General features: G+C 53.5%; 25 protein-coding genes. 2 read left to right on the top strand and 23 right to left on the bottom strand.

The window, feature by feature from the left end; genetic code table 11:
• Positions 1–38: 38 nt before the first annotated feature.
• The 8 genes from WN53_RS05100 to WN53_RS05060 all read right to left on the bottom strand — a co-directional run bounded on the left by WN53_RS05100 (position 39) and on the right by WN53_RS05060 (position 9,781).
• Positions 39–497, bottom strand: coding sequence for a GNAT family N-acetyltransferase (locus WN53_RS05100; RefSeq protein ID WP_024483763.1), 459 nt, complete (start codon positions 495–497; stop codon positions 39–41).
• 233 nt (positions 498–730) lie between these two features.
• Positions 731–1,891, bottom strand: a complete 1,161-nt coding sequence (locus WN53_RS05095; protein WP_024483762.1) for a CdaR family transcriptional regulator — start codon at positions 1,889–1,891, stop codon at positions 731–733.
• A 208-nt stretch (positions 1,892–2,099) separates the two neighbouring features.
• Positions 2,100–3,284, bottom strand: coding sequence for a thiolase family protein (locus WN53_RS05090; protein ID WP_024483761.1), 1,185 nt, complete (start codon positions 3,282–3,284; stop codon positions 2,100–2,102).
• A gap of 10 nt (positions 3,285–3,294) precedes the next feature.
• A complete protein-coding gene (gene fabG / locus WN53_RS05085) occupies positions 3,295–4,032 on the bottom strand; it encodes a 3-oxoacyl-ACP reductase FabG (RefSeq protein WP_024483760.1) in 738 nt (245 codons plus the stop codon).
• A gap of 77 nt (positions 4,033–4,109) precedes the next feature.
• Positions 4,110–5,687, bottom strand: a complete 1,578-nt coding sequence (locus tag WN53_RS05080; protein WP_046808024.1) for an acyl CoA:acetate/3-ketoacid CoA transferase — start codon at positions 5,685–5,687, stop codon at positions 4,110–4,112.
• Positions 5,688–5,739: 52 nt separating this feature from the next.
• A complete protein-coding gene (locus WN53_RS05075; protein WP_024483759.1) occupies positions 5,740–7,095 on the bottom strand; it encodes an MFS transporter in 1,356 nt (451 codons plus the stop codon).
• A gap of 142 nt (positions 7,096–7,237) precedes the next feature.
• Complete coding sequence (locus tag WN53_RS05070) at positions 7,238–8,779, bottom strand: class I adenylate-forming enzyme family protein (protein ID WP_024483758.1); 1,542 nt, start codon at positions 8,777–8,779, stop codon at positions 7,238–7,240.
• Positions 8,780–9,406: 627 nt separating this feature from the next.
• The gene (locus WN53_RS05060) at positions 9,407–9,781 is read right to left on the bottom strand and encodes a winged helix-turn-helix transcriptional regulator (protein ID WP_024483756.1); all 375 of its coding nucleotides are present in this window, start codon (positions 9,779–9,781) and stop codon (positions 9,407–9,409) included.
• A 129-nt stretch (positions 9,782–9,910) separates the two neighbouring features.
• Between WN53_RS05060 and WN53_RS05055 the strand changes: the two genes are divergently transcribed.
• Positions 9,911–10,900, top strand: coding sequence for an NADPH:quinone reductase (locus WN53_RS05055; RefSeq protein ID WP_024483755.1), 990 nt, complete (start codon positions 9,911–9,913; stop codon positions 10,898–10,900).
• Positions 10,901–11,054: 154 nt separating this feature from the next.
• On the opposite strand, the gene WN53_RS05050 is transcribed toward WN53_RS05055, so the two are convergent.
• The 14 genes from WN53_RS05050 to WN53_RS04985 form a co-directional block, all read right to left on the bottom strand.
• The gene (locus WN53_RS05050) at positions 11,055–12,014 is read right to left on the bottom strand and encodes a YbgA family protein (protein ID WP_024483754.1); all 960 of its coding nucleotides are present in this window, start codon (positions 12,012–12,014) and stop codon (positions 11,055–11,057) included.
• 12 nt (positions 12,015–12,026) lie between these two features.
• Positions 12,027–12,557, bottom strand: coding sequence for a DUF3833 domain-containing protein (locus WN53_RS05045; RefSeq protein WP_024483753.1), 531 nt, complete (start codon positions 12,555–12,557; stop codon positions 12,027–12,029).
• Entirely contained in the window at positions 12,554–13,081 is a 528-nt protein-coding gene (locus WN53_RS05040) for a hypothetical protein (protein ID WP_024483752.1), read from the bottom strand. The genes WN53_RS05045 and WN53_RS05040 overlap by 4 nt, the downstream gene beginning before the upstream one ends.
• The gene (locus WN53_RS05035; protein WP_024483751.1) at positions 13,078–13,563 is read right to left on the bottom strand and encodes a DUF2878 domain-containing protein; all 486 of its coding nucleotides are present in this window, start codon (positions 13,561–13,563) and stop codon (positions 13,078–13,080) included. Before WN53_RS05035 ends, WN53_RS05040 begins: the two co-directional genes overlap by 4 nt.
• The gene (locus WN53_RS05030) at positions 13,560–14,780 is read right to left on the bottom strand and encodes an SAM-dependent methyltransferase (RefSeq protein WP_024483750.1); all 1,221 of its coding nucleotides are present in this window, start codon (positions 14,778–14,780) and stop codon (positions 13,560–13,562) included. Before WN53_RS05030 ends, WN53_RS05035 begins: the two co-directional genes overlap by 4 nt.
• A 5-nt stretch (positions 14,781–14,785) precedes the next feature.
• Positions 14,786–15,499, bottom strand: coding sequence for a DUF1365 domain-containing protein (locus WN53_RS05025; RefSeq protein WP_037411561.1), 714 nt, complete (start codon positions 15,497–15,499; stop codon positions 14,786–14,788).
• A gap of 1 nt (position 15,500) precedes the next feature.
• A complete protein-coding gene (locus tag WN53_RS05020; RefSeq protein WP_024483749.1) occupies positions 15,501–16,760 on the bottom strand; it encodes an NAD(P)/FAD-dependent oxidoreductase in 1,260 nt (419 codons plus the stop codon).
• Positions 16,757–17,476: an SDR family NAD(P)-dependent oxidoreductase gene (locus WN53_RS05015; protein WP_024483748.1), complete on the bottom strand. Its 720-nt coding sequence runs from the start codon at positions 17,474–17,476 to the stop codon at positions 16,757–16,759. Before WN53_RS05015 ends, WN53_RS05020 begins: the two co-directional genes overlap by 4 nt.
• On the bottom strand, positions 17,473–17,907 hold the full coding sequence (locus WN53_RS05010) for a nuclear transport factor 2 family protein (protein ID WP_024483747.1): 435 nt from the start codon (positions 17,905–17,907) through the stop codon (positions 17,473–17,475). Before WN53_RS05010 ends, WN53_RS05015 begins: the two co-directional genes overlap by 4 nt.
• A 168-nt stretch (positions 17,908–18,075) precedes the next feature.
• The gene (gene uraH / locus WN53_RS05005; RefSeq protein WP_024483746.1) at positions 18,076–18,486 is read right to left on the bottom strand and encodes a hydroxyisourate hydrolase; all 411 of its coding nucleotides are present in this window, start codon (positions 18,484–18,486) and stop codon (positions 18,076–18,078) included.
• A 96-nt stretch (positions 18,487–18,582) separates the two neighbouring features.
• A complete protein-coding gene (locus WN53_RS05000; protein WP_024483745.1) occupies positions 18,583–19,311 on the bottom strand; it encodes a MerR family transcriptional regulator in 729 nt (242 codons plus the stop codon).
• Positions 19,312–19,413: 102 nt separating this feature from the next.
• Positions 19,414–20,358: a uridine-preferring nucleoside hydrolase UriH gene (gene uriH / locus WN53_RS04995; protein WP_024483744.1), complete on the bottom strand. Its 945-nt coding sequence runs from the start codon at positions 20,356–20,358 to the stop codon at positions 19,414–19,416.
• Between the two features lie 130 nt (positions 20,359–20,488).
• Positions 20,489–21,832 carry an APC family permease gene (locus WN53_RS04990; RefSeq protein WP_024483743.1) on the bottom strand — a complete coding sequence of 448 codons (1,344 nt, stop codon included), beginning with the start codon at positions 21,830–21,832 and terminating at the stop codon, positions 20,489–20,491.
• Positions 21,833–21,842: 10 nt separating this feature from the next.
• Positions 21,843–22,745 carry an acetamidase/formamidase family protein gene (locus WN53_RS04985; RefSeq protein WP_024483742.1) on the bottom strand — a complete coding sequence of 301 codons (903 nt, stop codon included), beginning with the start codon at positions 22,743–22,745 and terminating at the stop codon, positions 21,843–21,845.
• 13 nt (positions 22,746–22,758) lie between these two features.
• Here WN53_RS04985 and WN53_RS04980 point away from each other — a divergent pair, with 13 nt between their 5' ends.
• Positions 22,759–23,019, top strand: a complete 261-nt coding sequence (locus tag WN53_RS04980) for a hypothetical protein (RefSeq protein WP_152526577.1) — start codon at positions 22,759–22,761, stop codon at positions 23,017–23,019.
• Positions 23,020–23,153: 134 nt separating this feature from the next.
• Here WN53_RS04980 and aaeR read toward each other — a convergent pair whose 3' ends face one another.
• Positions 23,154–24,065 carry an HTH-type transcriptional activator AaeR gene (gene aaeR, locus WN53_RS04975; protein WP_024483740.1) on the bottom strand — a complete coding sequence of 304 codons (912 nt, stop codon included), beginning with the start codon at positions 24,063–24,065 and terminating at the stop codon, positions 23,154–23,156.
• Positions 24,066–24,283: the final 218 nt, after the last annotated feature.

Below are 24,283 nucleotides of genomic sequence, written 5' to 3'. Positions count from 1 at the left end.
CAAAGCTAATTTGTGAAACCGGATAAGACCAGCCTGGATTACGCCTCCGTATACTCCATATCCTGATGGGGTATGCCATCCTCAAGGTATTCGCCGGATAACGTTTTGAAACCGAATCCTTCATAGAATTTGACCAGGTGAGACTGTGCTGAGAGCTTTATCGCCTTGCCCGGTTCGTAACCGTGGATTAAGGACATCGTTTTTTCCATCAGCCTGACACCCAACTTCTGACCCCTGACGGAATCATCAACAATCACTCGCGTGATTTTGGCCGCATCCGGAGAATCATCCACATGCAGCACTCTCGCGTAGGCGACAAGCTTACCGTCGCTGTATCCGGCAACGTGAAGGCTGCTATTAAGCAGATCCTGTCCATCAATATCCTGAAACGGGCACGTCTGCTCTACGACAAACACCGCCATGCGCAGCGCCAGAATATCATGCAACTGCTGCGCGCTGAGGCTGCTGCCCTTCAATGCCTTCCAGCTTATTTCCATCTTTAATCCTTACTTTGTTTCTTAACCATTCAATTACGGTCCTGCTGGCATTAACGCGTCCGGCTGATGACGGCCAGAATGGTACAGGTGATAACAGCTAGTCATTCAGTCATCATCATATCATTCCCTAACTTGATGAATACAATGAATTTTACTGTGCAATTATCCGGGTGAATAATGATGTTTTCTGACAAAGAGGGTGAGTCTGGACCGTAGCAACCTCTCTAGACACATCATTGGGGATCGTTGGTGCCAGCCGCCGCATTAGACAGCAACGTCCCCTGATGATAGTAAAGTGAAATCATCAGTTGGCTAAGCTCCTTGAAGTTAAACGGATCCAATGAGGTCGCTTCTTTGATCTGATTAAGCCGGTAGGTGAGCGTATTGCGATGCACCCCAAGTTCCCGCGCCGCGTTTGCCAGTTCGGCATTGTGCGCAATATAGGTACTCAAGGTATTGAGCAGCATTTGACCGGTGCCTAGCATCAGTAATTTATCGATTCTCTGTTTGAAATAAAGGGTGAATGAGCTGCTTCTGGCTTCATTCAACAATCCGCTGAAGGCAAACTGCTGGCCGTTAATGACTCGCGATAGTGGTAACGACTCACGAGCATGTTCTATCATCTCTTTGATCATAAATACCGATTGGCGGAAAATTCCGGCAGAGCCAGACTCTATCCCAATGCCAATAGTGTAATGGCTCAGCTGAGTTTCCATAAATGCGTTAATAGCTTTAACTGTGGCATCGGTTTGGTCGATAGCGGTGATAATTAACAGGATCTCATCATTGCTGAGCAATATTACCCGCTGGGATTTTAAAATATGTGAGAGTTTATTGAGGATGTGATCGATGGTTTGTCCCAATAAATGCCCTCCGGTTTCAATATTGATCAATACCGGCAACAGGGGTTGAGACAGGTCGATCTCTTGCTGTACCAACTGGTGAAGTATTTCCTTTCCTTTCTCTGTGTCGCCCACTTCCAGATACTGTTTTAGCAGCAGATCCCTGATACGGTATTGCCAGTTCATTTCCCGGATAGCTAAAGACTGTTTGATCAACAGCTCCGCCGCCAGGATGGCCAGCTCGGCGTAACGCGCAATCGCGGCGGGATTTCCACTGATACCTATCACCATAACCACCTGATCATCCACGATAATCGGATGATTGATACCGGGTTGCACATTTTTGTACCGGGCGGCCTGCTGAGCATTTTCTATCGTCATCCGCTGGCGGCTCTTTATCACCTCAAATGCCACTTCATGCCGCTCACCGATCCTATGTGCTTCGCCCGAAGCGATAATTACGCCCTGATGGTCAATAACATTAACGTTATAATGGATAATACTCATCGCTCGTTTCACAATGGTATTCGCCAGCTCTAAGGTGATCAGCATACTCATACCTTTATGATATAAAACCTCTATTATAGTGAGGGGGGTTAAATATAATATTGAATGTTTCTTGCCAATTTCACGGTAACCTTATTCACCCATCAACAGCGCTACGTAGTAAACTTAAAACAATTCAGGCAACTCAATGTGTAAGCCGATGTTTGCCATCCGACCCTCTCTTGGGCAGAGGGCCGGAAATATCTATAAGAGACTACCTTTCCCGCTCAAACAGCATAGAGATCCCTTGGCCTCCACCGATACACATAGTGGCTAAGCCGGTATTGACGCCACGGCGCTCCATCTCATACATCAGTTTTACGGCGATGATGGCACCACTGGCCCCAACAGGGTGCCCCAGCGCAATGGCTCCCCCGTTGACGTTCACTTTCGCCGGATCCAACTCAAGATCGTTAATCACCGCCAATGATTGGGCGGCAAAGGCCTCATTTAGCTCAATAAGATCGATATCATGCACCGACATGTTCAACTTTTGCATCAGTTTACGAGTTGCCGGAGCCGGGCCAAAGCCCATGATTTCTGCCTCGCAACCTGCCACTGCCCAGCCTCGGATCACCATCCTGATTGGTAGCCCCAGTTTTTCAGCGTTGGATCGGGTGGTGACAACCAGCGCGGCGGCTCCATCATTAATACCTGATGACGTTGCTGCCGTGACCGTGCCGTCTTTTTTAAACGCCGGTTTCAGCTGCGCATACTTTTCTTTCGGCGTATCCCTTGGGTGCTCATCGGTGGCAAACAGGCGGCTGTTCTTGCCTTCACGGACCTCCAGCGGCAGGATTTGCGAGGTAAAATGCCCCTCTTTGATGGCTGCCAAGGCTTTTTGCTGACTGCACCAGGCAAACTCGTCCATTGCCTCACGGCTGATGTGAAAACGTTCCGCGACGAACTCGGCGGTCATACCGTTGTGATAAGGGCCTTCTGGCCAGGTTAAAATAGAGACGATGCCGTCTTCCAGCTCTCCATGCCCAAGGCGATAACCGTAACGAGCCTTGCGAATATAGTGGGGCAGTTGAGTCATATTCTCTGTCCCACAGGCGACGGTGATCTCGGCGTTACCGGTTTGCAGTTCCAGCATGCAATCGACAATCGCTTGCAGACCCGAACCACACTGGCGGTTTACCGAATAGGATGTTGTTTCGTTTGGTAAGCCCGCGCGCAGTTGGCAAATGCGGGCGATAAAGCCACTCTCCGCGATTTGCCCGACGTTACCTACCACCACCTCATCAATTTGTGCAGGTTGCAGCCCGGCACGGGCCACGGCCTCACGGATCACCGCAGCGCCCAAATCATGCTGGTGTGTATCTTTAAAGCTACCGCCCATGGTGCCGATCGCCGTGCGTACGCCGCTGACGACGACAATATCATTTGCATTTTTCATTCGATTCTCCTTACAGCACCATGCCGCCGCCGACGTTGATCACTTCGCCATTGATATAGCGCGCCTCGTCGGACGCCAGGAAGGCGACGCAATGGCCGACATCAACCGGATCGCCAGCATATCCAGCAGGGATTTTGCCGATCATGATGTCCCATACTTTTTCCGGCACCCCGCGGGTCATATCGGTTTCGATAAATCCTGGGCAGATGGCGTTAACGGTCACCCCTTTTCTTGCCAGCTCCCGGCAGGCCGTTTTGGTCAGGCCGATCACTCCAGCTTTTGAAGCGGCATAGTTGGCTTGCCCCACATTGCCCAACCAACTGGCCGACGAGATGTTGATGATGCGCCCGCTGGCACGCTCACGCATGCGTACGGCGGCTTCCTGCATACAGTGGAAGGTCCCTTTCAGGTTGATATCCATCACCAGATCCCAATTCTCTTCCGTTAGCTTGTGCAACATGGCATCACGGTTAATCCCGGCGTTATTGACCAGAATATCTATCGGCCCTAGCTGCTGCTCCGCCGTAATAAATAACTGATTAACTTCTTCGCGGTTGGCAATATTACAGGCGATGAAAATGGCTTTATGGCCCGCGCTCACCAATTCGGCGGCGGTTTTATTACCGCCTTCCTGGTCGACATCACAAATGACTATAGCGGCCCCTTTTTCAGCCAATACCTGGGCAATGCCTCGCCCAAGTCCACGGCTGGCCCCGGTGACGATAGCCACTTTATTCGTTAAACACATAGGGTACTCCTTATCGTTTTAATTCCTGACCACGCTGAATTAGCGCAGAGATAATAAATATGTTACGCCGCCTATTTTTACTGCCTGGCCAGCATTTCCTTCAGGCCAAAAGGGGCATCGCAAAATAGTGCCTCGTCCATCTGTTTTAATGAGGGGGAAATAAGCGGTATAAACTCCATTTGTTGCAGGATGTCCCGCTCAAGATCGACGCCGGGGGCGATTTCTATCAGCATCGGGCCCTGCGCCGTCAGTTCAAACACCGCTCGTTCCGTCACCAAATGCATTTTTTGTTTTTTCTGGCGGGCTATTTCGCCGTTATAGGAAATCTGGTTAATCGACCGCACCAGTTTTTTAACCGAGCCTTCCTGCAGGATGGTTAATTGCCCTTGCTGGAATGCCACCTCCAGCCCCTTGGCGGTAAAGGTGGAGCAAAACACCACGTGGTGTGCATTTTGGGTAATATCGATAAACCCTCCAGCCCCGGTACAGCGGTCCCCCATACGGGTGGCGTTGATATGCCCGTTAGCGTCCATCTCGCCGGCCCCCATATAGGTAATATCCACTCCGGCTCCGTTGTAATACAGCATCTGCTCCTGATGGTTAATCATAGCGGTCAGGTTTTTGCCGATGCCAAAATCAACCCCACCGGCCTGTACGCCGCCGTAGATACCTGATTCAACGGTGATGGTGACCGCTTCGCTCACCCCCTCTTCATGGATGATGGTGCCAATAACATCGTTGGGAATACCGGTGCCCAGATTGATCACGCAGTCTGGGGATAGGAATTGGCAAGCGCGGCGGCCAATCACCTTGCGGATGTTGAGCGGCAGCGTTTCCACTTCGCTGGCAGGGGCCACCAGGTTGCCGCAATAGGCCGGATCATAGAACCAGGATGAGGTCTGACGGTGGTCTTGTTCAGGGTCTTCACACACCACAATGGCATCAATAAAATTCCCCGGTACCACGATCTGTTTCGGGTGCAGACTCCCTTTTTCCGCCAGGTTTTTTACCTGGGCTATCACCTTGCCGCCAAAGCGTTTCGCCGCCAGCACCGCCTGCAGGATCTCCAGCTTCATGGCCTCTTCCTCACAGGTGAGGTTGCCAGCGGTATCCGCCGTAGTGCCACGAATGATCACCGTATCCAGCGGGAGTGCCGGATAGAAAAGATATTCCTCCTCGCGCAGGCTGACCACCTCCACCAAATCTGGCAAGGAGCGGGTCAACGCATTCATTTTGCCGCCTTCGAGGCGGGGATCGATAAAGGTACCCAGCCCCACTTTGGACAAATACCCGGCCTGACCGGCCGCCATGGCCGTATACAGATGGACAATCTGCCCCTGCGGTAAACAGAAGGCTTCCACCTCGTTGGCGGCAATCTTTTCCATCCACTTGGGTGCCAGCCCCCAGTGCGAACCAATAATGCGTTTTACCATCCCTGGCGGAGTAAAATGCTGATTGCCGCGCTCGCGATTTGACTGCCCCGCAGAGTGTAGATAGGTCAGCCCGTGCGGTGCCCCTGTTTCAATAAAGCGCTTTTCCAGAGCCTTCAAGATAGACTCTGCGGCCCCAATCAATGTCATGCCGATGGTGCATAGGGTCGAGCCGTTATTCACTAACTCAGCGGCTTGCTGAGCCGAAATGACTTTATTTCTCATCATTGTTACCTTACTTCTGTGCGGCGGTGCACCATGGCACCGCGTTTAGGCTTTATTTCTCAATCACGCTATTCATTGCTGCCGGGGGGCATTGATTGGCTGGTTTATCTTTGCTGCCTGCGGGTTGTTTCACCCGCGCAGCTCCGATGATGGCAAGGGTCTGCAACACGATGGCAAACCACAGGCCTGCGCTTGGTGACCCCGTTCTATCCTCGAGGAGACCGAACACATAAGGCCCGAAGAACCCACCGGTAATGCCAAGGCAAGCCAGTAATCCCAGCCCGCCAGCGAGCATAGGGCCGCTCATCAGCGTGGCCGGGTAGGTAAAGATGATGGATTGCACGACGAAGAACATCGAAGCACCGATACAGAAGCCGATCAGCCCTAATACTGGGCCACCCAGCACGCCAATCAGGAAACCGATGGCCATCGACATAAAGCCGGACACCAGCATGATGCGTGAGCGGGAGGCGGTATTGGCATATTTAGGCAGGAAGAAACCGCCCAAGGCTGCCGCGATCCACGGAATGGCGGTTAACAGGCCGAGCATCAGGGTGCTCATCTTGCCGTAGCTGTTGATAATGCTTGGCAGGAAATAGGTCAGGCTGTAGACCGAAATCTGATGGGTGAAATAAATCGCCACGATCAGCATGAAGGTCTTATTGGTAAACGCCGTTTTAAAGGAAAACTTCTGGTTCTTATCCACCCCGACCGGTTGCTCTGCGGCCAGCTTGTTTTCAATATACTCAATGTCGGTTTGGGTCAGCCATTTGGCATCGCGTGGTTTATTGGGGAGTACGGCATACACATAAAACGCCAGCAGCACCGCCGGGATCCCTTCCACGATAAACATCCATTGCCAACCGTGCAGTCCACCCAGGCCATCCAGCATCAGCAATGCGCCGCCCAATGGCGCCCCGATAATATTGGCGATACAGACACCGAGCAGGAACATGCCGACGGCTCTGGCGCGATCTTCACGGCCAAACCAGTAGGTAAGGTACAGGATGATACCGGGGTACAACCCCGCTTCAGCCGCCCCAAGCAACAGGCGCATAACATAGAACGAGGTGGGGCCGGTGACGAAGGCCATACCTGCGGAAATCACCCCCCAGGTGAACATGATGCGGGTGATCCAGAAGCGGGCCCCGACCCGTGCCATGATCAGGTTGCTGGGGATCTCCATGGTGGAATAGGTCAGAAAGAACAGACCGGCTCCCAACCCGTAAGCGGTAGCGGAAAGCCCAAGATCGATGGACATCGAGGCGCGGGCAATGCCGATATTGGTTCTATCGATAAAGCTGATGATATAAACAATGATCAGTAATGGCATCAGGTGTTTATATATTTTTGCATTCGTTATTGCCGCCTGGCTTTTCGATGCAATATCTAACGGCCGATTTGACATGATAAGGCTCCTCCTCGTAATGAGGCGATTAAACAGGGTAGAGCTGTTCTGTATTATTATTAGAGGTACAGGTGCTCTATTGTTTTAATGGTTGCGCTTCACGTTTCCTGACGTTGGCGCGTTTATTGGAAACCGCTTGTTTTCATACTGGCGGTGTCAATTTTTGTCGTAAAGCTAATTTATCTATTTTGCCATTGGCATTTTTCGGTAATTCTGCCGCAAAGACGATCTTTGAGGGTATTTTAAATTTGGCGATTTTATTGGAGAGCCAATGAGTAATATTATCGCTCACCAAGGGCTTATTCCGGTGAGCCACAATAAAGGCGACGGCTTCTTCCCCGTAGATTTCGCTGCTGCTGGGAACGATGGCAATTTCCTTGACGCCAGGGTAATTCGAGATCAGGTTTTCCACTTCAATGCAGTATATTTTTTCACCGCCGCGGTTGATCATGTCCTTGCTGCGATCTTTGATATACAGATAGTTATCCTGATCGAGGCAGGCGATATCGCCAGTGTAGAACCAGCCGTCGTGGAAGAACTGCTGATTGGCCGCCGGGTTCTTCCAGTACTGGCTCATCACCACCGGCCCTTTCAGCCATAGATGACCAATCTCACCGGCAGCAAGCACCTGGTGATTATCGTCGCGAATTTGGCAACTCAGGCCGGGGATGGGCAAGCCAGAACTGCCTATCTTATCGCTGCTGCGCACATCGACCGGGAAAATGCTGGCCGGTGAAGAGGTTTCTGTCAGCCCATAGATCGGCCTGATTTCCGTAGTGGGGAATAACTGCGCGAGTCTTTCGATAATGCCCACGTTCAAATGCCCGGCACCGCAAGCGATCATCCGCAAGCTGGCGTAGCTCGCCGCCTGTGGGTACTTTTCCGCTTCCTGCAACAGTAGGATAAACACCGTTGGTGAACCATGCAGGAAGGTAATGTTATGGCTGCTGACGGTTTTTAAAATCTCTTCTGCATTGAATCTTTGCTGCAAATGTAACGTACCGCCAAGGTGAATAAACAGGCAGAGCAGAGCCGATAGGCCGGTAATATGGCAGATAGGGATCGGCAGGATGGCGCTGTCTTGTTCGGTTAACTTGAGAGCCTGTTGGTAAGCCGTGACAGCCGCAATAAAGTTACCGTGAGTGAGCGCTGCTCCTTTCGGGGAGCCAGTGGTGCCGGAAGTATAAATAATCGCGGCAATGTCCTCCGCTACGATGGCGGCAGGCTCTACGGGGTGGATCACCTTTTGGTCATCTGCATTACTGAGCATCAGTTGCCAATCGGCCAGCGACACCACATGGCTTTGTTTCACGGGGTCCAGCGTCGCCATCCACGGCTGACTGTTGGGATCGTAAAAAACCGCCTTGGCATTAACACTGGACAGGATGATATGGCTGTCTTGCGATTTTAACTTGGTGCTTAACGGCACCACGATAATCCCCAGCGCCATGGCCGCATAAAACAGCGAGCAGAATTCAGGCCGGTTACCCAGGGCCAAGACGATCACATCGCCTTTGACGAGGTTAAAACTTTCTTTCAGGCAGGCGGAAGATAAATTAACGTTATGATTTAACTGATTATAACTGTATTTATGGCCTTCAAAGAACAGGGCGGTATGCTCAGCCCGGCGGTTTACGCTCTGCTGTAAGCTCTGATAGAGGTGTGTGATTTTTGCCTGCTGCATAGGTTGCCCCTTCACCGACATTTACTGATGGTGGTGAGTATAAGGAAAGGCAACGATGCAAGAATGCGCAAAATTTCACATCTTTCTCCGGCAAACAGGGCTGACGCTTTGTATAAAATGCCAACCCGGGGAGGGCAAAAAAATCGATGTTATGACGTGCTGGTTAGCAAATGTTATCGAAAATGATAAAAATTATGATGAAAAAGGTGAGTTACGGGTTTTGCTTTTATGCAGATGCATAAAAACAGGGGGCGGATGACGCTCGGGCTAATCAGATACGTCGCCACGTCAGCCAGAGTTACGGGCGAAAGAGGAAGGGCAGAGTCGGTTAGCGGGCGTTGGCCAACCGACATTGAAGCTGGATTCACTTACCGTGGGTGGCACGGCGTAATAAGCGCGGTTTACTGTATCAAGCCCTGACCCTTGGTGGGTTGGGGCCAAAGCTAATAGCCTAATGTGATCGTCAACTAAGAGCGAAAAGCGGAAATTGGCCTCACAGTGTATTCAGCTGTTGAAGTAACCACTTTACCGATGAGACATTCACAATTGGATGTATAGCGAGTGGTACACATCGCACCTCTGGCCAGGACTCACGCCCAATGATGCCAATGGAGCGTAGACTTCCGCTTAACTTGCAGAGCTATCCAGATTTACGTCCCTCGTTTCTAGCTGAACACATTGAATCCCATTACGTTCCACATATGAATCCCCCCAATTTTTCATTGCATGTAGAACGGGCTCCAGAGTTTTGCCGTATTGAGTCAAAGAATACTCTACCCGTGGCGGTACTTCGGCGAAGACCTCCCTGTTTATGATGCCATGCGATTCCAGTTCCCGAAGCTGTAGCGTCAGCGAACGCTGAGATACATTCCCTGCGAGCCGACGGAGCTCACCAAACCGTTTAGTACCTGACATTAAATGGAAAATAATCAGAGGTTTCCATTTTCCTCCAGCCACGGCAATGGTCACTTCTACCGGGCAGTTAAACGGTTTTGATTTCATGCCAATCCCATTAGTGTAAAAAATACACCTATATATAAAAAATGTGCCTACTTGTGATTTTATACTATTGGGCTGATTATCACATAGCCCTTTGGTGAAATATTTAATGGGATTTATGGAGATAATGGAATGAAAGCAGCATTTTATGAAAAGTGCGGTGCAGCACATGATGTTTTGCTAATAAGCGAGTTTCCCGATCCGATCCCTGGACCAGGTGAGGTGCGCGTCCGCATTGCCTTCTCCGGACTCAATCCGACTGACATCAAATCTCGTACTGGCTTTGCGGGATCAAAACAGAAATTTCCTCGAATTATTCCGCATCAGGATGGTTCCGGCGTGATTGATATGGTCGGATCTGGAGTTACGGCAGAGCGCATTGGACAGAAAGTGTGGGTTTATGAGGCACAATCAGGGCGTGCTTTTGGAACCGCTGCACAATATGTTGTTATCCCTTCACAAAATGCCGTTGTCTTACCGGACAATGTTTCTTTTGAAACAGGTGCATGCCTCGGTATTCCTGCGATGACAGCGCACCGCTGTTTGTTTGCCGATGGAGATTTACGTGGAAAATGGGTACTTATTCAGGGCGGTGCAGGGGCTGTAGGAACAGCAGCCATTCTTCTGAGTAAATGGGCTGGGGCAAGAGTTATAACTACTGTGAGTCGTCCGGAGCAAGAAGATGTCGTTCGTAAACTTGGCGCCGATATTATTGTTAACCGGCGTACCGAAGATGTGGCTGAGCGAGTCAAGCAAGCAACCGGTGGGTTCGGTGTTGATCGAATTGTCGATGTCGACTTAGTGAGTAACCTCAATACAGATGTGACTTGCCTGAAAAAATCCGGTGTCATTAGTGCCTACGCCACTGAAGAGCCATCGGCTCAGCTGCATATTCCTTTTTTGGAAACAATGTTTGAAGGTTTTGTCTTTCGTTTTGTATTTGTCTATACCATGCCGGAAGAAGCACGAAACGAAGCCATCCGTGATATCACAGCCTGTCTGAGAATGGAGGAATACACTCCTGAGATCGCGCTAACGCTTCCTCTTGCTGATATTGCTGTTGGTCATGAGGCTATGGAACAGGGTAAGGCTATCGGCAAAATATTAATCAGCCTGGAATAGCGCTTCTTGAATCATTTTAATGTCCGCTCCAGGCATGGAGCAGACTATCAAAACTAGATTAGCGTTAGTGGGGGGAACCTGGTTAGATCCCCCCTAAGCCTGCTCATATCTATGGCCGAAAAACTCGAGCAGTTCGGCCACAAATCATACGTACTTAATTAACCGCCAGCCGCAAAGCCAAATTATGCGGATAGGGGTCAAAGTATTTTTGCGTCAGCAGGTAGGTGTCTGGGTATTCGCCCAGGTAATGCTTCAGCAGTGTTAGCGGTGCGAGTATAGGTAGCAGCCCCTCGCGATAGTGGAGGATCACGTTATTCAGCTCGCCGCGCTGACGCGGGTTCAGCTGGTTACGAAAATACCCCTGAATATGCATCAGCACGTTGGTGTGGTTCTTGCGCGAGGCGGGCTTTCTCAAGATCGTCATCAGTTTTTCTCGATAAGCCACGAAGAATGCATCCAGGTCTTCCCACTCGTGTAACGAGGCGACAAACGGTCCAATTTCTCGGTAGCCTGCTTGGTGGTGCGCCAGCAGCTGGAGTTTGTACCGGCTGTGGAAGTCCAGCAGCGCATGGCGGGTCAGGCCGTTGGCCTTCAGGGTGTTCAACTCGTGCAGGGCGAAGATGCGCTCGACAAAGTTTTCCCGTAGCACCGGGTCGTGCAGGCGGCCATCTTCTTCGACCGGTAACCACGGGTATTTCTCCAGCAGCGCCCTGGTAAAGACGCCCACGCCCTCTTTACGCCCGCGATTGCCTTTTTCATCGTACAACCGTACGCGTTCCATACCGCAGCTCGGCGATTTTGCGCAGACGATAAAGCCCGATAGTTCGTCCAGATGTGAGAGATAAGAATCCGTGAATTCGGCCATTTTCTCCGTCATATCGTCGTGTGGTGCTTGGCTGAAGTGCAGCCGGAAATCCCCTTCGGTGGTCTGAACCAGGCGCAGTGCCGGACGGGGAGAGGGCAGACCGATGGCCATCTCCGGGCAGATGGGTTTGAAGGTCACCCACTGCGCCAGCCCGTCCATGACAAAGCTCATGCGTTTATGTCCGCCGTCAAACCGTACGGTCGAGCCGGTTAAACATCCACTGATCCCAATGATGGGTTGCTTATTCATGTCGCGATCCTCTTACTGTTCTTTTCGGGTGAAGAAAAGCGTCACCTGACCGACGGTGATACCGAATTTCTTCATCTCTGTTTTATTAAAAAGATGCGTGTCATCCTGCAGGTACATCCAGTCATCAAAGTGAAGCAGCCAGGTACTGCCATTGGCTTTCACGTTCATGCTGTAACGCCAGTTAAAGGCGTTGCCTTCCGCCACGCCACTGGCCACACCTTCAATATCGCCTGCGGTGCCTTCGTAGCGATTGGTACCGACGCGCCGGATATGCCACACCCGTTGCTGTTTCTCGCCATCGTCATAGACAAAGTGTTCATTTAGCGTCAGCGTGTCGCCGATGACGTTGCCAGTGATTTCCACGTGGAAGCGGCGCAGCTGTTTTCCGCTGCGGTCCTGTACCATGCCCCATGCCTCGGTTTTCCCCTGGAAGTAGTGGAAGATATCGAGCGGCGGTTGTTGATGCCGGTAGTCGCTGATGTCTGTGCTGCAACCCACCAGAAGCATCATCAGCGCCAGACCAAGTGTCAGAATGCGTTTCATTTTTCACCTCCGATCAACTGCCGACGTAGTTCGGGATATTGCGTACGTGGATCGAGCCAGATGGCCAGAAAGTTTGTACTGAAGGCTGCAGACTGGCTGGGGCCGAGCGGGGTAAAGCTTTTTTCTGCCGCCGAGGCGCGATACCAGAACTGCCCCTGCTTACCCTTGATAACAAAGGTAAGCTGCGAGCCCGGCGTGACATCCGGCCAGAGTGACTGGAGCATGCGCAGCCAGGCTTCGCTCTGTGGTTCGCGCTCCAGGATCCCCTGCGCCTGCCACTGGTCACGAGTGGCTTCGACCAACTGGTCGCGATCGATGTCGCGTTTGTAGGTAATCATCAACGCCTGATCCTGCTCTGGCCCGTGATACCTACCATCCGGCGTGCTCAGTTGGGAGGTATAAACGGTAAACGGCCCCCATGTCAGGCTGGCATCACCCACTTTGCGCCAGCTTAACCAGTCGGCGGCATGGGCGACGGGCGAGATGGCCGCCAACCACAGCAGCATCAGTAAAGAGGTTCTCATTGTCGCCTCCTGGTCAGAATATGGAACAACAGCATCAGAACCAGCCAACCCAGTGCCATCCAACTGACGACGATCAAGGTCGGCTCCCGGAAAGTCATGGCACCCAGACGTTCGCCAATCACATACGCTACGGGACCGCCAACGGTTGCCAACAGAGCCAGGATCCACCCCGGCAGCGTGGTCGTGAGGGTCAAGTGGGTCCAGACGGTAGCGAACATCAGCCACAGCGCCATCATCCACAGGGGCAACAGCGCGTCACTGTTAAAGCCGATCAGCCCCATCAGCACCCAGAGGGCATCCAGACCGCAGCCCGCCGCGGCCAGCAGCAGGGCGTAAACACGGTGTGCAGGCGACAGCATCAGACAGGCCAGGATCGCCAGGGCGAGCCACAGAAACAGTCCTCGCTCGCGAAACAGCACTACCAGCGTCCAGTAGAGATCGAACGCGAGAGCCATCAGCACGACCTGCACAGAGCGGTTCATACACGCTCTGCGGTCAGTTGCACCACGCTGATGGTGCGTGCGTTAAAACCGGCTTCGCAGTAGCCAAAGTAGTACAGCCACATACGGCGGAACCTTTCATCGAAACCGAGCTTTTCAATGTCCTGCCAGGCGTGCAGAAAACGCTGCCGCCAGTGTGTCAGCGTGCGGGCATAGTCTGGCCCCATATCGAACAGATTACGGACGACAAAATCGGTGTGACGCGTCATCAGTTCACTCATTGCCGTGATGCTCGGTAGGAACCCGCCGGGGAAGATGTAACGCTGGATAAAATCGACGCTTTTGCTGTAGTCGTGGTAGCGCTGATCCTGAATGGTGATGGCCTGAATCGCCATTTTGCCACCCGGGCGCAGGCGCGCCTGACAGGTGCGGAAGAAATCCGGCAGGTAGCGTTTACCCACGGCTTCAATCATCTCAACCGATACCAGTTTGTCGAATTGTCCGGTCAGGTCGCGGTAGTCGCACAGCAGAACCTGAACTCTGTCCTGCAATCCCGCGCGGGCAATCCGCTCTGTAGCCCAGATGTACTGCTCCCGCGACAGCGTCGTGGTAGTGACGCGGCAGCCGTAGTGACGGGCGGCGTATTCCGCCATTGCCCCCCAGCCAGTGCCGATTTCCAGCAGGTGATCGCCTGCGGTCAGCGCCAGTTGTTCGCACAGGCGTTCCATTTTTGCCTGCTGGGCTTGGGAGAGAGCCTGGTCGTCGGCAGTGAACAGCGCGCTGGAGTAGAGCAGATCTTCATCGAGAAAGTGCGCATAGAATTCGTTACCCAGATCGTAATGGGCGGAGATGTTTTCCCGCGCCTGTTTGCGGTAATTACGCCGCGTCCAGTGGCGAAGCCGCTCCATGGGATTGCCCAGCAGGCGAAAACCACTTTCCAGCCTTCCCAGCACCTTGCCGTTGAGGGCCAGGATCTGCAAAAGCGGGGTTAACTGATGCGTCTCCCACTCACCCTCCATCCAGGATTCGGCCGCGGCGAGGCTGCCGCCGGTGAGCAGACGCCAGTAAACACCCGGCGCGAGGATCTGCACTTCAGCACGCAGCGCGGAAGATTCATCGCCAAAATGGAGGGTCTGCTGTCCTTCACGCACGGTGAGCGAGCCCTCGCGGATACCGCTCAGCAAACGAAAGAGTAGCCAGCGTGCGATACGGGCGTTACGAGGGATATCGGATTCAAGCGCAAAGGCAGGATCGGTCATGAGCGCTAACTCCTTCTAACGGGATGGTTGTACAACGGCACGCGTTTAAGCCACAGCCGTAACGCTTGCCAGTAAATCGCCAGGACGGTTTTCAGGGTCATCAGCGGTATGCGCAGCAATATCGATCTCAGGGTCGCGCGCGTTAGGTGCTCACGGCGAAGCGCGAGTGTGGCGTCGAACACCTTCGACTCCTGATGATTTTCGATATGCATATGCAGCGTTTTACCGGGGGCGTTGAAGCGCCAGTGATAGACCATATCCATCGGATTAAACGGGGAGACATGGAAGGCTTTCGGCTGCGGGCGAGCTGCCTGGCCATCCACCGCATAGTAATGGCGCTCGTTCCACGGGGTGTTGCGCACTTCGGCCAATATCCAGCGCAGGATGCCCGTATTGTCATAGCAGTAGTAGAGATTGATCGGATTAAAATGGAAGCCGAAATAACGAAGCTGGGTCAGGAGCATGACGCGGCCATCGGGACGTTCCCCGGTCAGGGTTTGCAGCCGGTCGAGGGCGTTCTCTTTAAGCGGTGTGCCGAGTGGGTAATCCGCATCATGGAAGGCGGCCGCGGCAAAGCGATTACGGCGGATCCCCGCCGACGGCAGCGCATCCAGCTCGTCCAGATCGATCCAGGCCATAAACACGTTATAGCGAAAATGGTGTGATTTCGGCTGGAAGCGACGATGGCGTAACACACCCTGGTAAAGGCAACTGTTCATCTTACAGGTCCTCCCCGGCAGCGATCCCTTTCACCACGTCCAGCGCGCTGCGTACCCCATCTTCGTGAAAACCGTTGTACCAGTAAGCTCCACAGAACCAGCTCCGTTGGTGGCCGTTAATCTCGCCGCGGCGCGACTGGGCACGCCAGCTTTTTGGGTTAAACATCGGGTGCTCGTAGACAAAGCGTTTCCAGACGTAGCGCTCGTCCACCGGTGTTTCCGGGTTCAGGGTGACGCAGAACAGAGGGCTACCCTCAGGTAACCCTTGTAAGATATTCATGTTGTAGGTGACGCAGGCGCTGGCCTGGTCCCGTTCGCTCAGGCGATAGTTCCAGCTTGCCCAGGCACGCTCGCGCACCGGCAGCCAGCGTGGATCGCTGTGCAAAACCACCTCGTTATGCTGCCAGCCAATATCGCCCAGAACCTCGCTTTCCGCAGGAGTAGGATCAGCAAGCATCGCCAGCGCCTGTGAGGAATGGCAGGCGAAGATAACCTGGTCGAACGTGTGGCTCGACTGCGCGAGTTGGATTTCAACGCCGCCGTTGTGGCGGGTGACCTGCTGTACCGGTGCGTTGAGGTGCAGGGTCAGGCGGTCACCCAACTGGGCCAAAATGGCGCGGACGTATTCGCGAGAACCACCGGGCACCACATACCACTGCGGACGGTGGGTAACGTCCAGCAGGCCGTGATGCTCAAAGAAGCGCAAAAACAGCGGAAGTGGGAAGCGGCGCATCTCCTGCAGCGACGAGGACCAGATGGCAGCCCCCATCGGCAGGATATAATGACGCGCGAAAAACGCGCTGAAGCCGTGCTGCTCGAGGAAAGTCTCCAGCGTGGCGTTTTCGTTAACGTCGCCCGCCAACGCCTGTTTTGCCAGGCGGTTGAAGCGCACGATATCTCGCAGCAGCCCCCAGAACGCCGGATTAACCAGGTTACGACGCTGTGCAAACAGCGAGGTGAGGGTGTGGCCGTTATACTCAAGCCCGCTTTGCGGATTATGTACGGAGAAGCTCATCTGCGTTTTTTGCCCGCTGATGCCCAGCTCGCTGAGCAGGCCCATAAAGCGCGGATAGGTACGGTCGTTGTAGACGATAAACCCAGTATCGATGGCATACTTCCCCTGCGGCGTGCTGACATCCACCGTGGCGGTATGCCCACCCACCGCGGGTTCCGCTTCGAAAAGCGTGACCTGATGATGTCCGGCCAGCCGCCAGGCACAGGTGAGCCCTGCGATACCGCTGCCGATAATGGCGATGTTCATGAGCGAACCATCCTGCGCAATAGCCTGCGCTGAAGGAAGTTAGGGAGCCCTGAAAGCAGCTTCATGACCAGGCTGAATCCGGTGGGAAAGGCGATGTGCTTTTTCCCTTTCGCCAGCCCGTGACGGATCGCCTTCACGGCATCGTCGACGCTCACCTGGCCGGGCATGGGAAAATCATTTTTACGGGTCAGCGGCGTATCTACAAAGCCCGGTGAGACAACCGTGACGGCAATGCCTTTGTGCTCCCAGTCAAGACGCAGGCTATTGGCAAACCAGGTGAGGGCGGCTTTTGACGCGCCATACGCCTCTGCTCGTGGGAACGGCAGCCAGTGCGCCATCGAACTGACCAGCGCCACGCGACTTCCTGGAAGAAGCTGCGTCTGAAGTGCGGCCAGACAGTTCACTGGCCCCTGGAAGTTGGTACTCATCACACGTTCCACCAGAGCGGCATCCACCACACCCTGTTCCAGGTATTCGCAGGTTCCCGCACAAAGAACGATCAGGTCGGCAGTGCAATCTGCAAGCGCCAGATGGCAGGCCTCCCTGTCCGTCATATCGAACACGCGTAACGTGATATTAGGGCTGTACTGTTGCAGTGCTTCCAGCCTGGCCCGGTCTCGCCCGCAGGCAATGACTTGGCAGCCGTCATCGGCCCAGGACTTAGCGAGCCCGGCACCAATGCCGGAGCTTGCGCCGGTGATGAGGACAGTCATCATGAGCGCATTCTCCTTTTAACACTTCGCACCGCCCAGCCAAGCAGGGGGAGATGTTCGTAAATCATCTCCCCGGCATCGTAGTAATCGCGCTGGCGAATAATCAGGTTGTCCTGCACATCGACGATTGAGCATCCTGCGAGGACGAGTGTTTCTCCCCCTGAAATACGCGGGTGAGACCAATGCATTGCCCAAGTTACGGCAAAACGATGGCCTTCGCAGAGGGGGTAATCGATGGTAAAGCTGCAATGCTTTACGTTGGCCAATAGATGAGTGAAGTAACGCTGGATCGCCAAAAGACCCTGATGTTCACCAAACGGGTCGCTCAGCCTGGCATCAGCATGATAGATCTCCGCCAACGCAGATGGCGGCTGGTTATCCAGCTTGCTGTAGTAATCAACAAACCGATTGATGATGGATGGCATAGAGCTCATGAGTCTCACCTGGAAGTGAACAACGTAGCGTTATTGCATAGTTAAAACTTACACAATTATTTTACTTTGTCCAACTTTGGCAAGGTGATAATTATTTTCTCATTAGCTTCAACGTATTAAGTTTGCATGCCCATGCTGTTAACTGTGCAACATGAGCATGCTTTAACTTCAACTTCCTTTGTAGGTAGAGTATCCATACTGGCTTAACAGCAGTGGGATGTGCAATTTTTCATTGGTCTTGGTGACGGTGAACATCACCGGGATCTCAGGGAAGAACGACGTTTGCTGCTGTTGGTGGAAATAGTCACCGGTTTTGAAGGTCACTTTGTAAATGCCCGGCAGCATATCCTGGTCCTGTGGATAGAGAGATTTAATACGCCCGTCTTCGTCCGTTTTACCGCTAGCCAGCGTGACCCAGCTGTTTTGCTGCTCTTTTTCAAGCGTGACGCTAACATTCGGCGAGGGAATACCAGTCTGTTGGTTCAGAATATGGACGCTCAGCGTGCCAGAGGGGGCACTGAATGCGGCAGGAGCCATTGCCAGAGAGGTTAACAGAATAAGGCCGGTAGCTTTTTTCATCATGATTTCCTGTAGGGATTAACAAACAGGAAAAAGGTAGCATCCCGGTGAAAAATAAATATTCAAACTTTTGTGATAATTAACGGAAGAACAACGTCAAAGTGTAATGACCTCAAGAGACATCACCTGTTGTTGCCACAGTTCAATCTGTTGTTTGCGGGCGGGGGTGAGTTTACCTGTCATGACAAGCAGCCATTTTCGTTCAGGAAACAGCTCCGGAGCCAGACTGGCAGGCGGAACAGGAAGGACATCAATGTGCTGTCCTTGACCCGTACGCCTGAGCGCTTCCAGCCAGATTTCGCACGGGTCTGACAGGTACCAGCCGGTGATCAGATAGTTATCCCCTGCCGCTTTTTTGTCCCTTTCGAGGCAAAATGAGGTGTAGGAAATGATAATGCCATCCAGGATCTCGCGCAGGGTCATCATCGCCGGAATATTGGCAGAGACTTTACTGCGCAGCGGACGCAGCACTTCCGTGACCAACTCCGGGCGAGGATATTCGCGGCCAGAGTCGTAAATCTGCTGGCGCAGCGATTCGATTTTTCCCTCTTTGAGCAACTGCAGCATTTTCTCTTGCAGAGTGTGCCAGTTGTTTGTCTGGCCTTCTGCAGGGCGAGCAAGCAGGGGTTTCACCTGGCTGATGGTTACCCCTTTTTTTACCCAGTCGAGAATTTTGAGCGCCTGCTGGACATCATCATCGCTGTACTGGCGATGCCCACCATCGGTGCGCATCGGTTTAAGCAGGCCGTAACGACGCTGCCAGGCGCGTAGTGTGGTTGCGTTTATTCCGCAAAGCCGGGCAAATTCGCCGATAGAGTAAGCCATGAGAGACATCCGATAACAAAGAACACTTTCAATATACTACGCATAATGCCAGCTTGAATGAAGTGTCGGACGTTTGCACGACACTTTACTCCCAACCGTGCCTCAAACCTCAACTTCACCAATTCTTTGCAACGCATCCACAATCAGATCCCAAAAGGCGGTTTCATCAAGCTTCACTGCCACCTGGGTATGGCAATCCGCCGGGGCCGGGAAGCGGAAGTCCGCGACCGTCATCCCCAGCGTCAGGGTACCGGTCAGCTCAATATCGATGGGCACCTTACGCACCGTCATCACGTTGGGGTTGATCACATAGGCGACCGCGCAGGGATCGTGTACCGGTGGCGAAGTGAAACCCTGCGCCTGCTTATACATATGGCCGAAGAACTCGAGCAGTTCGACGACAAATTTCGCAGGACCGGTGCCAATGGCGGCGATACGCGCGCTAACTTCTGGTGTGGCCAGCGCCTGATGCGTCAGATCCAGACCAACCATGGTTAACGGCCAGGGTTCGTTGAATACGATATGCGCGGCTTCCGGATCGATTTTGATATTGAATTCAGCCACTGCGCTCCAGTTACCCACGTGGTAACCGCCGCCCATCAGCACCACTTCCTTCACGCGTGTGGCAATGCGGGGTTCCTTGCGCACCGCCATGGCGATGTTGGTCAGGCCTGCGGTGGGCACCAGCGTTACGGTGCCTGGTGGGTGCGCCATGATGGTATCAATGATCAGATCGACGGCATGGATATCGGCCAGTTGCAGAGTGGGTTCCGGTAGGACTGGCCCATCGAGGCCCGATTCGCCGTGAATGTCGGGTGCGACTTCAATTTGCCGTACCAGGGGCCGCGAACAGCCAGCGGCAAAGGGTACGCCGGTGATGTTGGCAATGCGCGCCACGGCCAGCGCGTTCCGCGTGACCTTCTCCAGCGTCTGGTTGCCGACGACGGTGGTGACGGCCAGCAGTTCAATATCTGGGTTGCCCCATGCCAGCAACATCGCGATCGCATCGTCATGCCCCGGGTCGCAGTCCAGTATGATTTTCTTCATGATTTTTCCTGATGCACGTTTTTTTTCGAGCATAACCTAGAGGCGGGCAGAGGTGTATGACCAGCGGGCCGTTTTGTTAACGTCATCAAAGGATTGGATAAATCTGCCCCAGAAGGGGCAGATTGCTGGCTTAGTCCTCCAGCTTCAGCACCGGCTCTCTCTTCAGCACTACACGCAGCACAAAGTAATACACGATGCCGATCGCCAGCCAGCTAAGGCCGAGGATCTTGGCTTCGATATCCATCTCGTACAGCACAAAGGCGATGATCGACAGGCCGACCAGCGGGAACAGCAGGTGTTTTACCCAGGCCTTGGATTTCTGGCGGATGATGTAGTGGTTAATTACCGATAGGTGCAGGATCAAAAAGCCCATCAGCGCCCCGAAGTTGACCAACCGGCTCAGGTTGTCGATGCTGCCGTTGAAGTACAGCCCGGAACCGAGGGAAATCACCGCGACCAGCAGGGTGCTGACGTAAGGGGTTTTAAAGCGTGGATGCACCTTGGCCAGGATTTTCGGCAATTGGCGGTCACGCCCCATGGCGAACAGAATGCGGGAGATGGCGGCCTGCGCGACTAACGCATTGGCGATCCCCCAGGAGAGTGCTGTCGCCCAGATGGTGGCCTGCTTTAATCCGGAGCCGCCCGCCAGGTTGGCGGTATCGTAGAACGCGGTATCCAGGTTAGTGAAGTTTTGGCCTGCAGCCAGATCGGCGGCAATCCAGGTTTGCAGAATAAACAGCGACCCTACCAACAGCAGCGCATACAGCGAGGCTTTCCCCACGGCATCGGCCCCGCCTTTGCTCTCTTCGGACAGCGTTGAAATACCGTCAAAACCCAGGAACGACAGCACTGCAATCGACACCGCACCCATTACCAGCGGCAAGCTGAATTTCTCGGCGTTGTAGAGCGGGTTCAGCGTCAGACCACCGGCACCTTCGCCGGAATAGAGCGCCGTCAGGCCCATCACCACAAAGATGGTCAGGATCACGATCTCCGCCACCAGAATGTAGCGGTTGGCCTTGGCGGTAAACTGGATCCCCACCAGGTTGATCGCGCTGTTGATCACGATAAAGGTCACGATCCACGCCCAGGCGGGTACTTCTGGCAGGATCGGGCCGAGCGCTGCCGCGCTGACGATATACAGCAAGGACGGCACCAGGATGTAATCGAGCAGGATCAGCCAGCCAGCAAAGAAGCCGACGGTTTCATGGATGCCGCGCTGGGCATAGGCATAGACCGAGCCGGAAACCGGGAAAGCGCGGGACATTGACCAGTAGCTCATGGCGGTGAAGAACATCGCCACCATACCGATCAGATAGGCCAGCGCCACCATGCCCTGTGCGCCTTCCCACACATAGCCAAACACGCCAAATGGCGCAATCGGCACCATAAAGATCATGCCGTAAATCACCAGATCTTTCAGGGTGAGGGTGCGGTGCAGTTCCTGCTTATAACCAAATTGTTCTACAGACATGGCGCTATCCCTAATCCAGCTGGAGGTTTAACTGCTCGGCAACGCTGCGTGGCAGTGCGAAACGGCAGGTTTTCAGCGGATCAACCACCTGACAGATTTGCAGATCGCCGGTGATGCTCAGTAGATTGATGGCGTCGGCCAGCGAGACTTGGCTATAGTCCGCCACGAAGTGCGCCATATTGCGCGTTGCCAATTCGGCCGCCTCGTCCAGCGTTTTGGCGGATGCCAGGGTATATAGCGTATCGGCGGTGCTCATCATCGGGGTTGGCAGCGCGCGGTTTTTGACTACGCTCAGGTTCACCACCACTTCGCCGGGAATTTCCAGCCCGCATACCGAGACTTCACCATCGCCCATTGCGGCATGAAGATCGCCGAGCGCAAACAGCGCACCGGGAACGTTAACCGGCAGCCACAGCGTGCAGCCTTCGGTGATGATTTTGCAGTCCATGTTGCCGCCGTGGGCATCTGGTGTACCGCAGGAGACCGGCTCTTCGGCTGGGGCGACGCCAATCACGCCGATCATCGGCTTTAACGGCCAACGAACGCCGCCGGGCAGCAGTGCGAAGCCGTCTTCCAGCGGCACTGTGCGGATCTGAGGCTGTTGAATCTCATCGCCAATGACGCCCAGGCCCGGAGCGGTGACCATGACCGCCTGATGGCTGGTTGGAGTAATACGTTTAATCTCTACCCGTAATACATCGCCGGGATTCGCATCCTGCACGTAAACCGGCCCGGTAGCCGGATTGATGCGGCTCCAGTCCAGTTCGGTGAAGGCGGCCTGTTCGGAGGCGATTTGATCTTCGAAGCAGTCACAGGTTTCAAAACAAACGTCGCTACCGCTGGCAACGGTGGCCACAGGGGCGTTATCGCGCGACATGGCATATACCACGTGCGTACGTGAGATCTTTTCCATGGTGATTCCTATAATGAATAATGAAGCCTGGTTTTTATTATTTATGGCAATAATGATAATTGGGCGCACCCGCGCCAATTCATCAATAAATCACACCCGCAGGGGCGTAAGCAAGCACGCGAAAGCGCTAGCAGAATGGGCATTTGGGTTGAATTGGCAGGATATGCTTCAAACAATTATCGCGGTGGTTTATTACCCGCAGCTCTGGCGGAAATTTCCGCATAATCGATCGGTTAATCCGAATGAATACAGCAGAGTTCTCAGTAGAGAATAGGAATCAAATGAAGGTAAATACTTTCGATAATCAGCATTAATAAAATGAGTAACCGGTTTTATAGCAGTAAACGCTATATATCAGCTAGAGCAAACTGATTACCCTGGAGTGAACTCCAGGGATAAAGGGGAGCCTCAGCGATAGCCCTGATACACTTCCGCCACACGTTTAAAGTATTCCGTCAGGTAATTGATACACACCTGTACCTTGAGCGGCAGCTTGTCCTTCTCGGTGTACAGTGCGTAAACCGGGCGGGGTTCTGAATGGTAGCGCTTGAACAGGATCTCAATCTCGCCGCGTTTGATCTCTTCGATGACCCACATCAATGGCGCATAGGCAATCCCGGCCCCGGCCTTGAGCCAACGGATCATGGTTTGTGAATCGTTGGTCACGAAGCGCCCCTGCGGGGAAATACGCGTGCTGATGCCTTCGGGAGCCATCAGTTCAAACTCACTGTCTGGCCGTACGCTGTATTCCAACCAGGAAAAATTCACCATATCCGCTGGTTTTTGCGGTGTCCCGTGTTGAGTCAGGTAGCTTTTGGCGGCGCAGACCACCATCGGCATCGAGCCCAGGCGTTTGGAAAACAGGCTCGAGTCCTGCAGTTCGCCGGTGCGGATCACCACGTCCAGGCCGTCGGCAATCAGATCTGGGGCCGGAATGCCGGTGACCAGATTAACCGTCAAGCCAGGATATTCTTGCAGCATGTCGGCGGTCATGGTCGCCAGGACGTTTTGCGCCATAGTGGAGGAGCTGCCGATGCGCAGCGTACCGATGGGCGTATTGTTCAACGCATAGAGCTGCTCATGGACCTCGGCGGCTTCCTGCAACATGCGGCGGCAGCCTTGATAGTAGATTTTACCGGCTTCGGTCAGGCCGATACTGCGCGTGCTGCGGTTAAGCAGCTTCACCTGTAGATCATTTTCCAGTTTGGACACTGTCTGGCTGATGGATGAAACACTCATGTCGAGCTGGCGTGCCGCCGCGGTAAATGACCCACATTCAACGACTTTGGCAAACACGGACATCCGTTTTAGTCTTTCCATTGTTCACTCTGGCTTAAAAGTGATTTAGATCACAGATTATAGATGAGTTGATAGTAAGCAGGCTAATATAACGCGTCGGGTGTAAAGATCTTCTGAACGCTTGAGCGTGGTCAGCTATGCCGCGGTATACTGCCGTGGCCGCACGATCCCTCCGGTTATCCATACATTCCCTCTCGCGGAAGCCTGCTGTTAGCTTAACCCTTTTTCAGGTTTATGGC

The sequence above is a fragment of the Serratia fonticola genome (genome assembly GCF_001006005.1).
Lineage (GTDB): Bacteria > Pseudomonadota > Gammaproteobacteria > Enterobacterales > Enterobacteriaceae > Chania > Chania fonticola.
The sequence above is the reverse complement of the archived record's forward strand: the minus strand, read 5'-3'. Positions and strand labels throughout refer to the sequence as shown.

Excerpts from the sequence above, each read along its gene's own strand:
- WN53_RS05060 (WP_024483756.1), bottom strand. The coding sequence starts at position 9,781 with ATGAAATCAAAACCGTTTAACTGCCCGGTAGAAGTGACCATTGCCGTG.
- WN53_RS05030 (WP_024483750.1), bottom strand. The coding sequence starts at position 14,780 with ATGACCGATCCTGCCTTTGCGCTTGAATCCGATATCCCTCGTAACGCC.
- WN53_RS05080 (WP_046808024.1), bottom strand. The coding sequence starts at position 5,687 with ATGAGAAATAAAGTCATTTCGGCTCAGCAAGCCGCTGAGTTAGTGAAT.
- WN53_RS05095 (WP_024483762.1), bottom strand. The coding sequence starts at position 1,891 with ATGCTGATCACCTTAGAGCTGGCGAATACCATTGTGAAACGAGCGATG.
- WN53_RS05000 (WP_024483745.1), bottom strand. The coding sequence starts at position 19,311 with ATGGCTTACTCTATCGGCGAATTTGCCCGGCTTTGCGGAATAAACGCA.
- WN53_RS04980 (WP_152526577.1), top strand. The coding sequence starts at position 22,759 with ATGAATAATGAAGCCTGGTTTTTATTATTTATGGCAATAATGATAATT.
- uraH (WP_024483746.1), bottom strand. The coding sequence starts at position 18,486 with ATGAAAAAAGCTACCGGCCTTATTCTGTTAACCTCTCTGGCAATGGCT.
- WN53_RS05045 (WP_024483753.1), bottom strand. The coding sequence starts at position 12,557 with ATGAAACGCATTCTGACACTTGGTCTGGCGCTGATGATGCTTCTGGTG.
- WN53_RS05075 (WP_024483759.1), bottom strand. The coding sequence starts at position 7,095 with ATGTCAAATCGGCCGTTAGATATTGCATCGAAAAGCCAGGCGGCAATA.
- WN53_RS05055 (WP_024483755.1), top strand. The coding sequence starts at position 9,911 with ATGAAAGCAGCATTTTATGAAAAGTGCGGTGCAGCACATGATGTTTTG.
- WN53_RS05015 (WP_024483748.1), bottom strand. The coding sequence starts at position 17,476 with ATGATGACTGTCCTCATCACCGGCGCAAGCTCCGGCATTGGTGCCGGG.
- WN53_RS05020 (WP_024483749.1), bottom strand. The coding sequence starts at position 16,760 with ATGAACATCGCCATTATCGGCAGCGGTATCGCAGGGCTCACCTGTGCC.
- WN53_RS05025 (WP_037411561.1), bottom strand. The coding sequence starts at position 15,499 with ATGAACAGTTGCCTTTACCAGGGTGTGTTACGCCATCGTCGCTTCCAG.
- WN53_RS04985 (WP_024483742.1), bottom strand. The coding sequence starts at position 22,745 with ATGGAAAAGATCTCACGTACGCACGTGGTATATGCCATGTCGCGCGAT.
- WN53_RS04990 (WP_024483743.1), bottom strand. The coding sequence starts at position 21,832 with ATGTCTGTAGAACAATTTGGTTATAAGCAGGAACTGCACCGCACCCTC.
- WN53_RS05090 (WP_024483761.1), bottom strand. The coding sequence starts at position 3,284 with ATGAAAAATGCAAATGATATTGTCGTCGTCAGCGGCGTACGCACGGCG.
- aaeR (WP_024483740.1), bottom strand. The coding sequence starts at position 24,065 with ATGGAAAGACTAAAACGGATGTCCGTGTTTGCCAAAGTCGTTGAATGT.
- WN53_RS05070 (WP_024483758.1), bottom strand. The coding sequence starts at position 8,779 with ATGCAGCAGGCAAAAATCACACACCTCTATCAGAGCTTACAGCAGAGC.
- WN53_RS05100 (WP_024483763.1), bottom strand. The coding sequence starts at position 497 with ATGGAAATAAGCTGGAAGGCATTGAAGGGCAGCAGCCTCAGCGCGCAG.
- WN53_RS05035 (WP_024483751.1), bottom strand. The coding sequence starts at position 13,563 with ATGAACCGCTCTGTGCAGGTCGTGCTGATGGCTCTCGCGTTCGATCTC.
- WN53_RS05040 (WP_024483752.1), bottom strand. The coding sequence starts at position 13,081 with ATGAGAACCTCTTTACTGATGCTGCTGTGGTTGGCGGCCATCTCGCCC.
- WN53_RS05050 (WP_024483754.1), bottom strand. The coding sequence starts at position 12,014 with ATGAATAAGCAACCCATCATTGGGATCAGTGGATGTTTAACCGGCTCG.
- uriH (WP_024483744.1), bottom strand. The coding sequence starts at position 20,358 with ATGAAGAAAATCATACTGGACTGCGACCCGGGGCATGACGATGCGATC.
- fabG (WP_024483760.1), bottom strand. The coding sequence starts at position 4,032 with ATGTGTTTAACGAATAAAGTGGCTATCGTCACCGGGGCCAGCCGTGGA.
- WN53_RS05010 (WP_024483747.1), bottom strand. The coding sequence starts at position 17,907 with ATGAGCTCTATGCCATCCATCATCAATCGGTTTGTTGATTACTACAGC.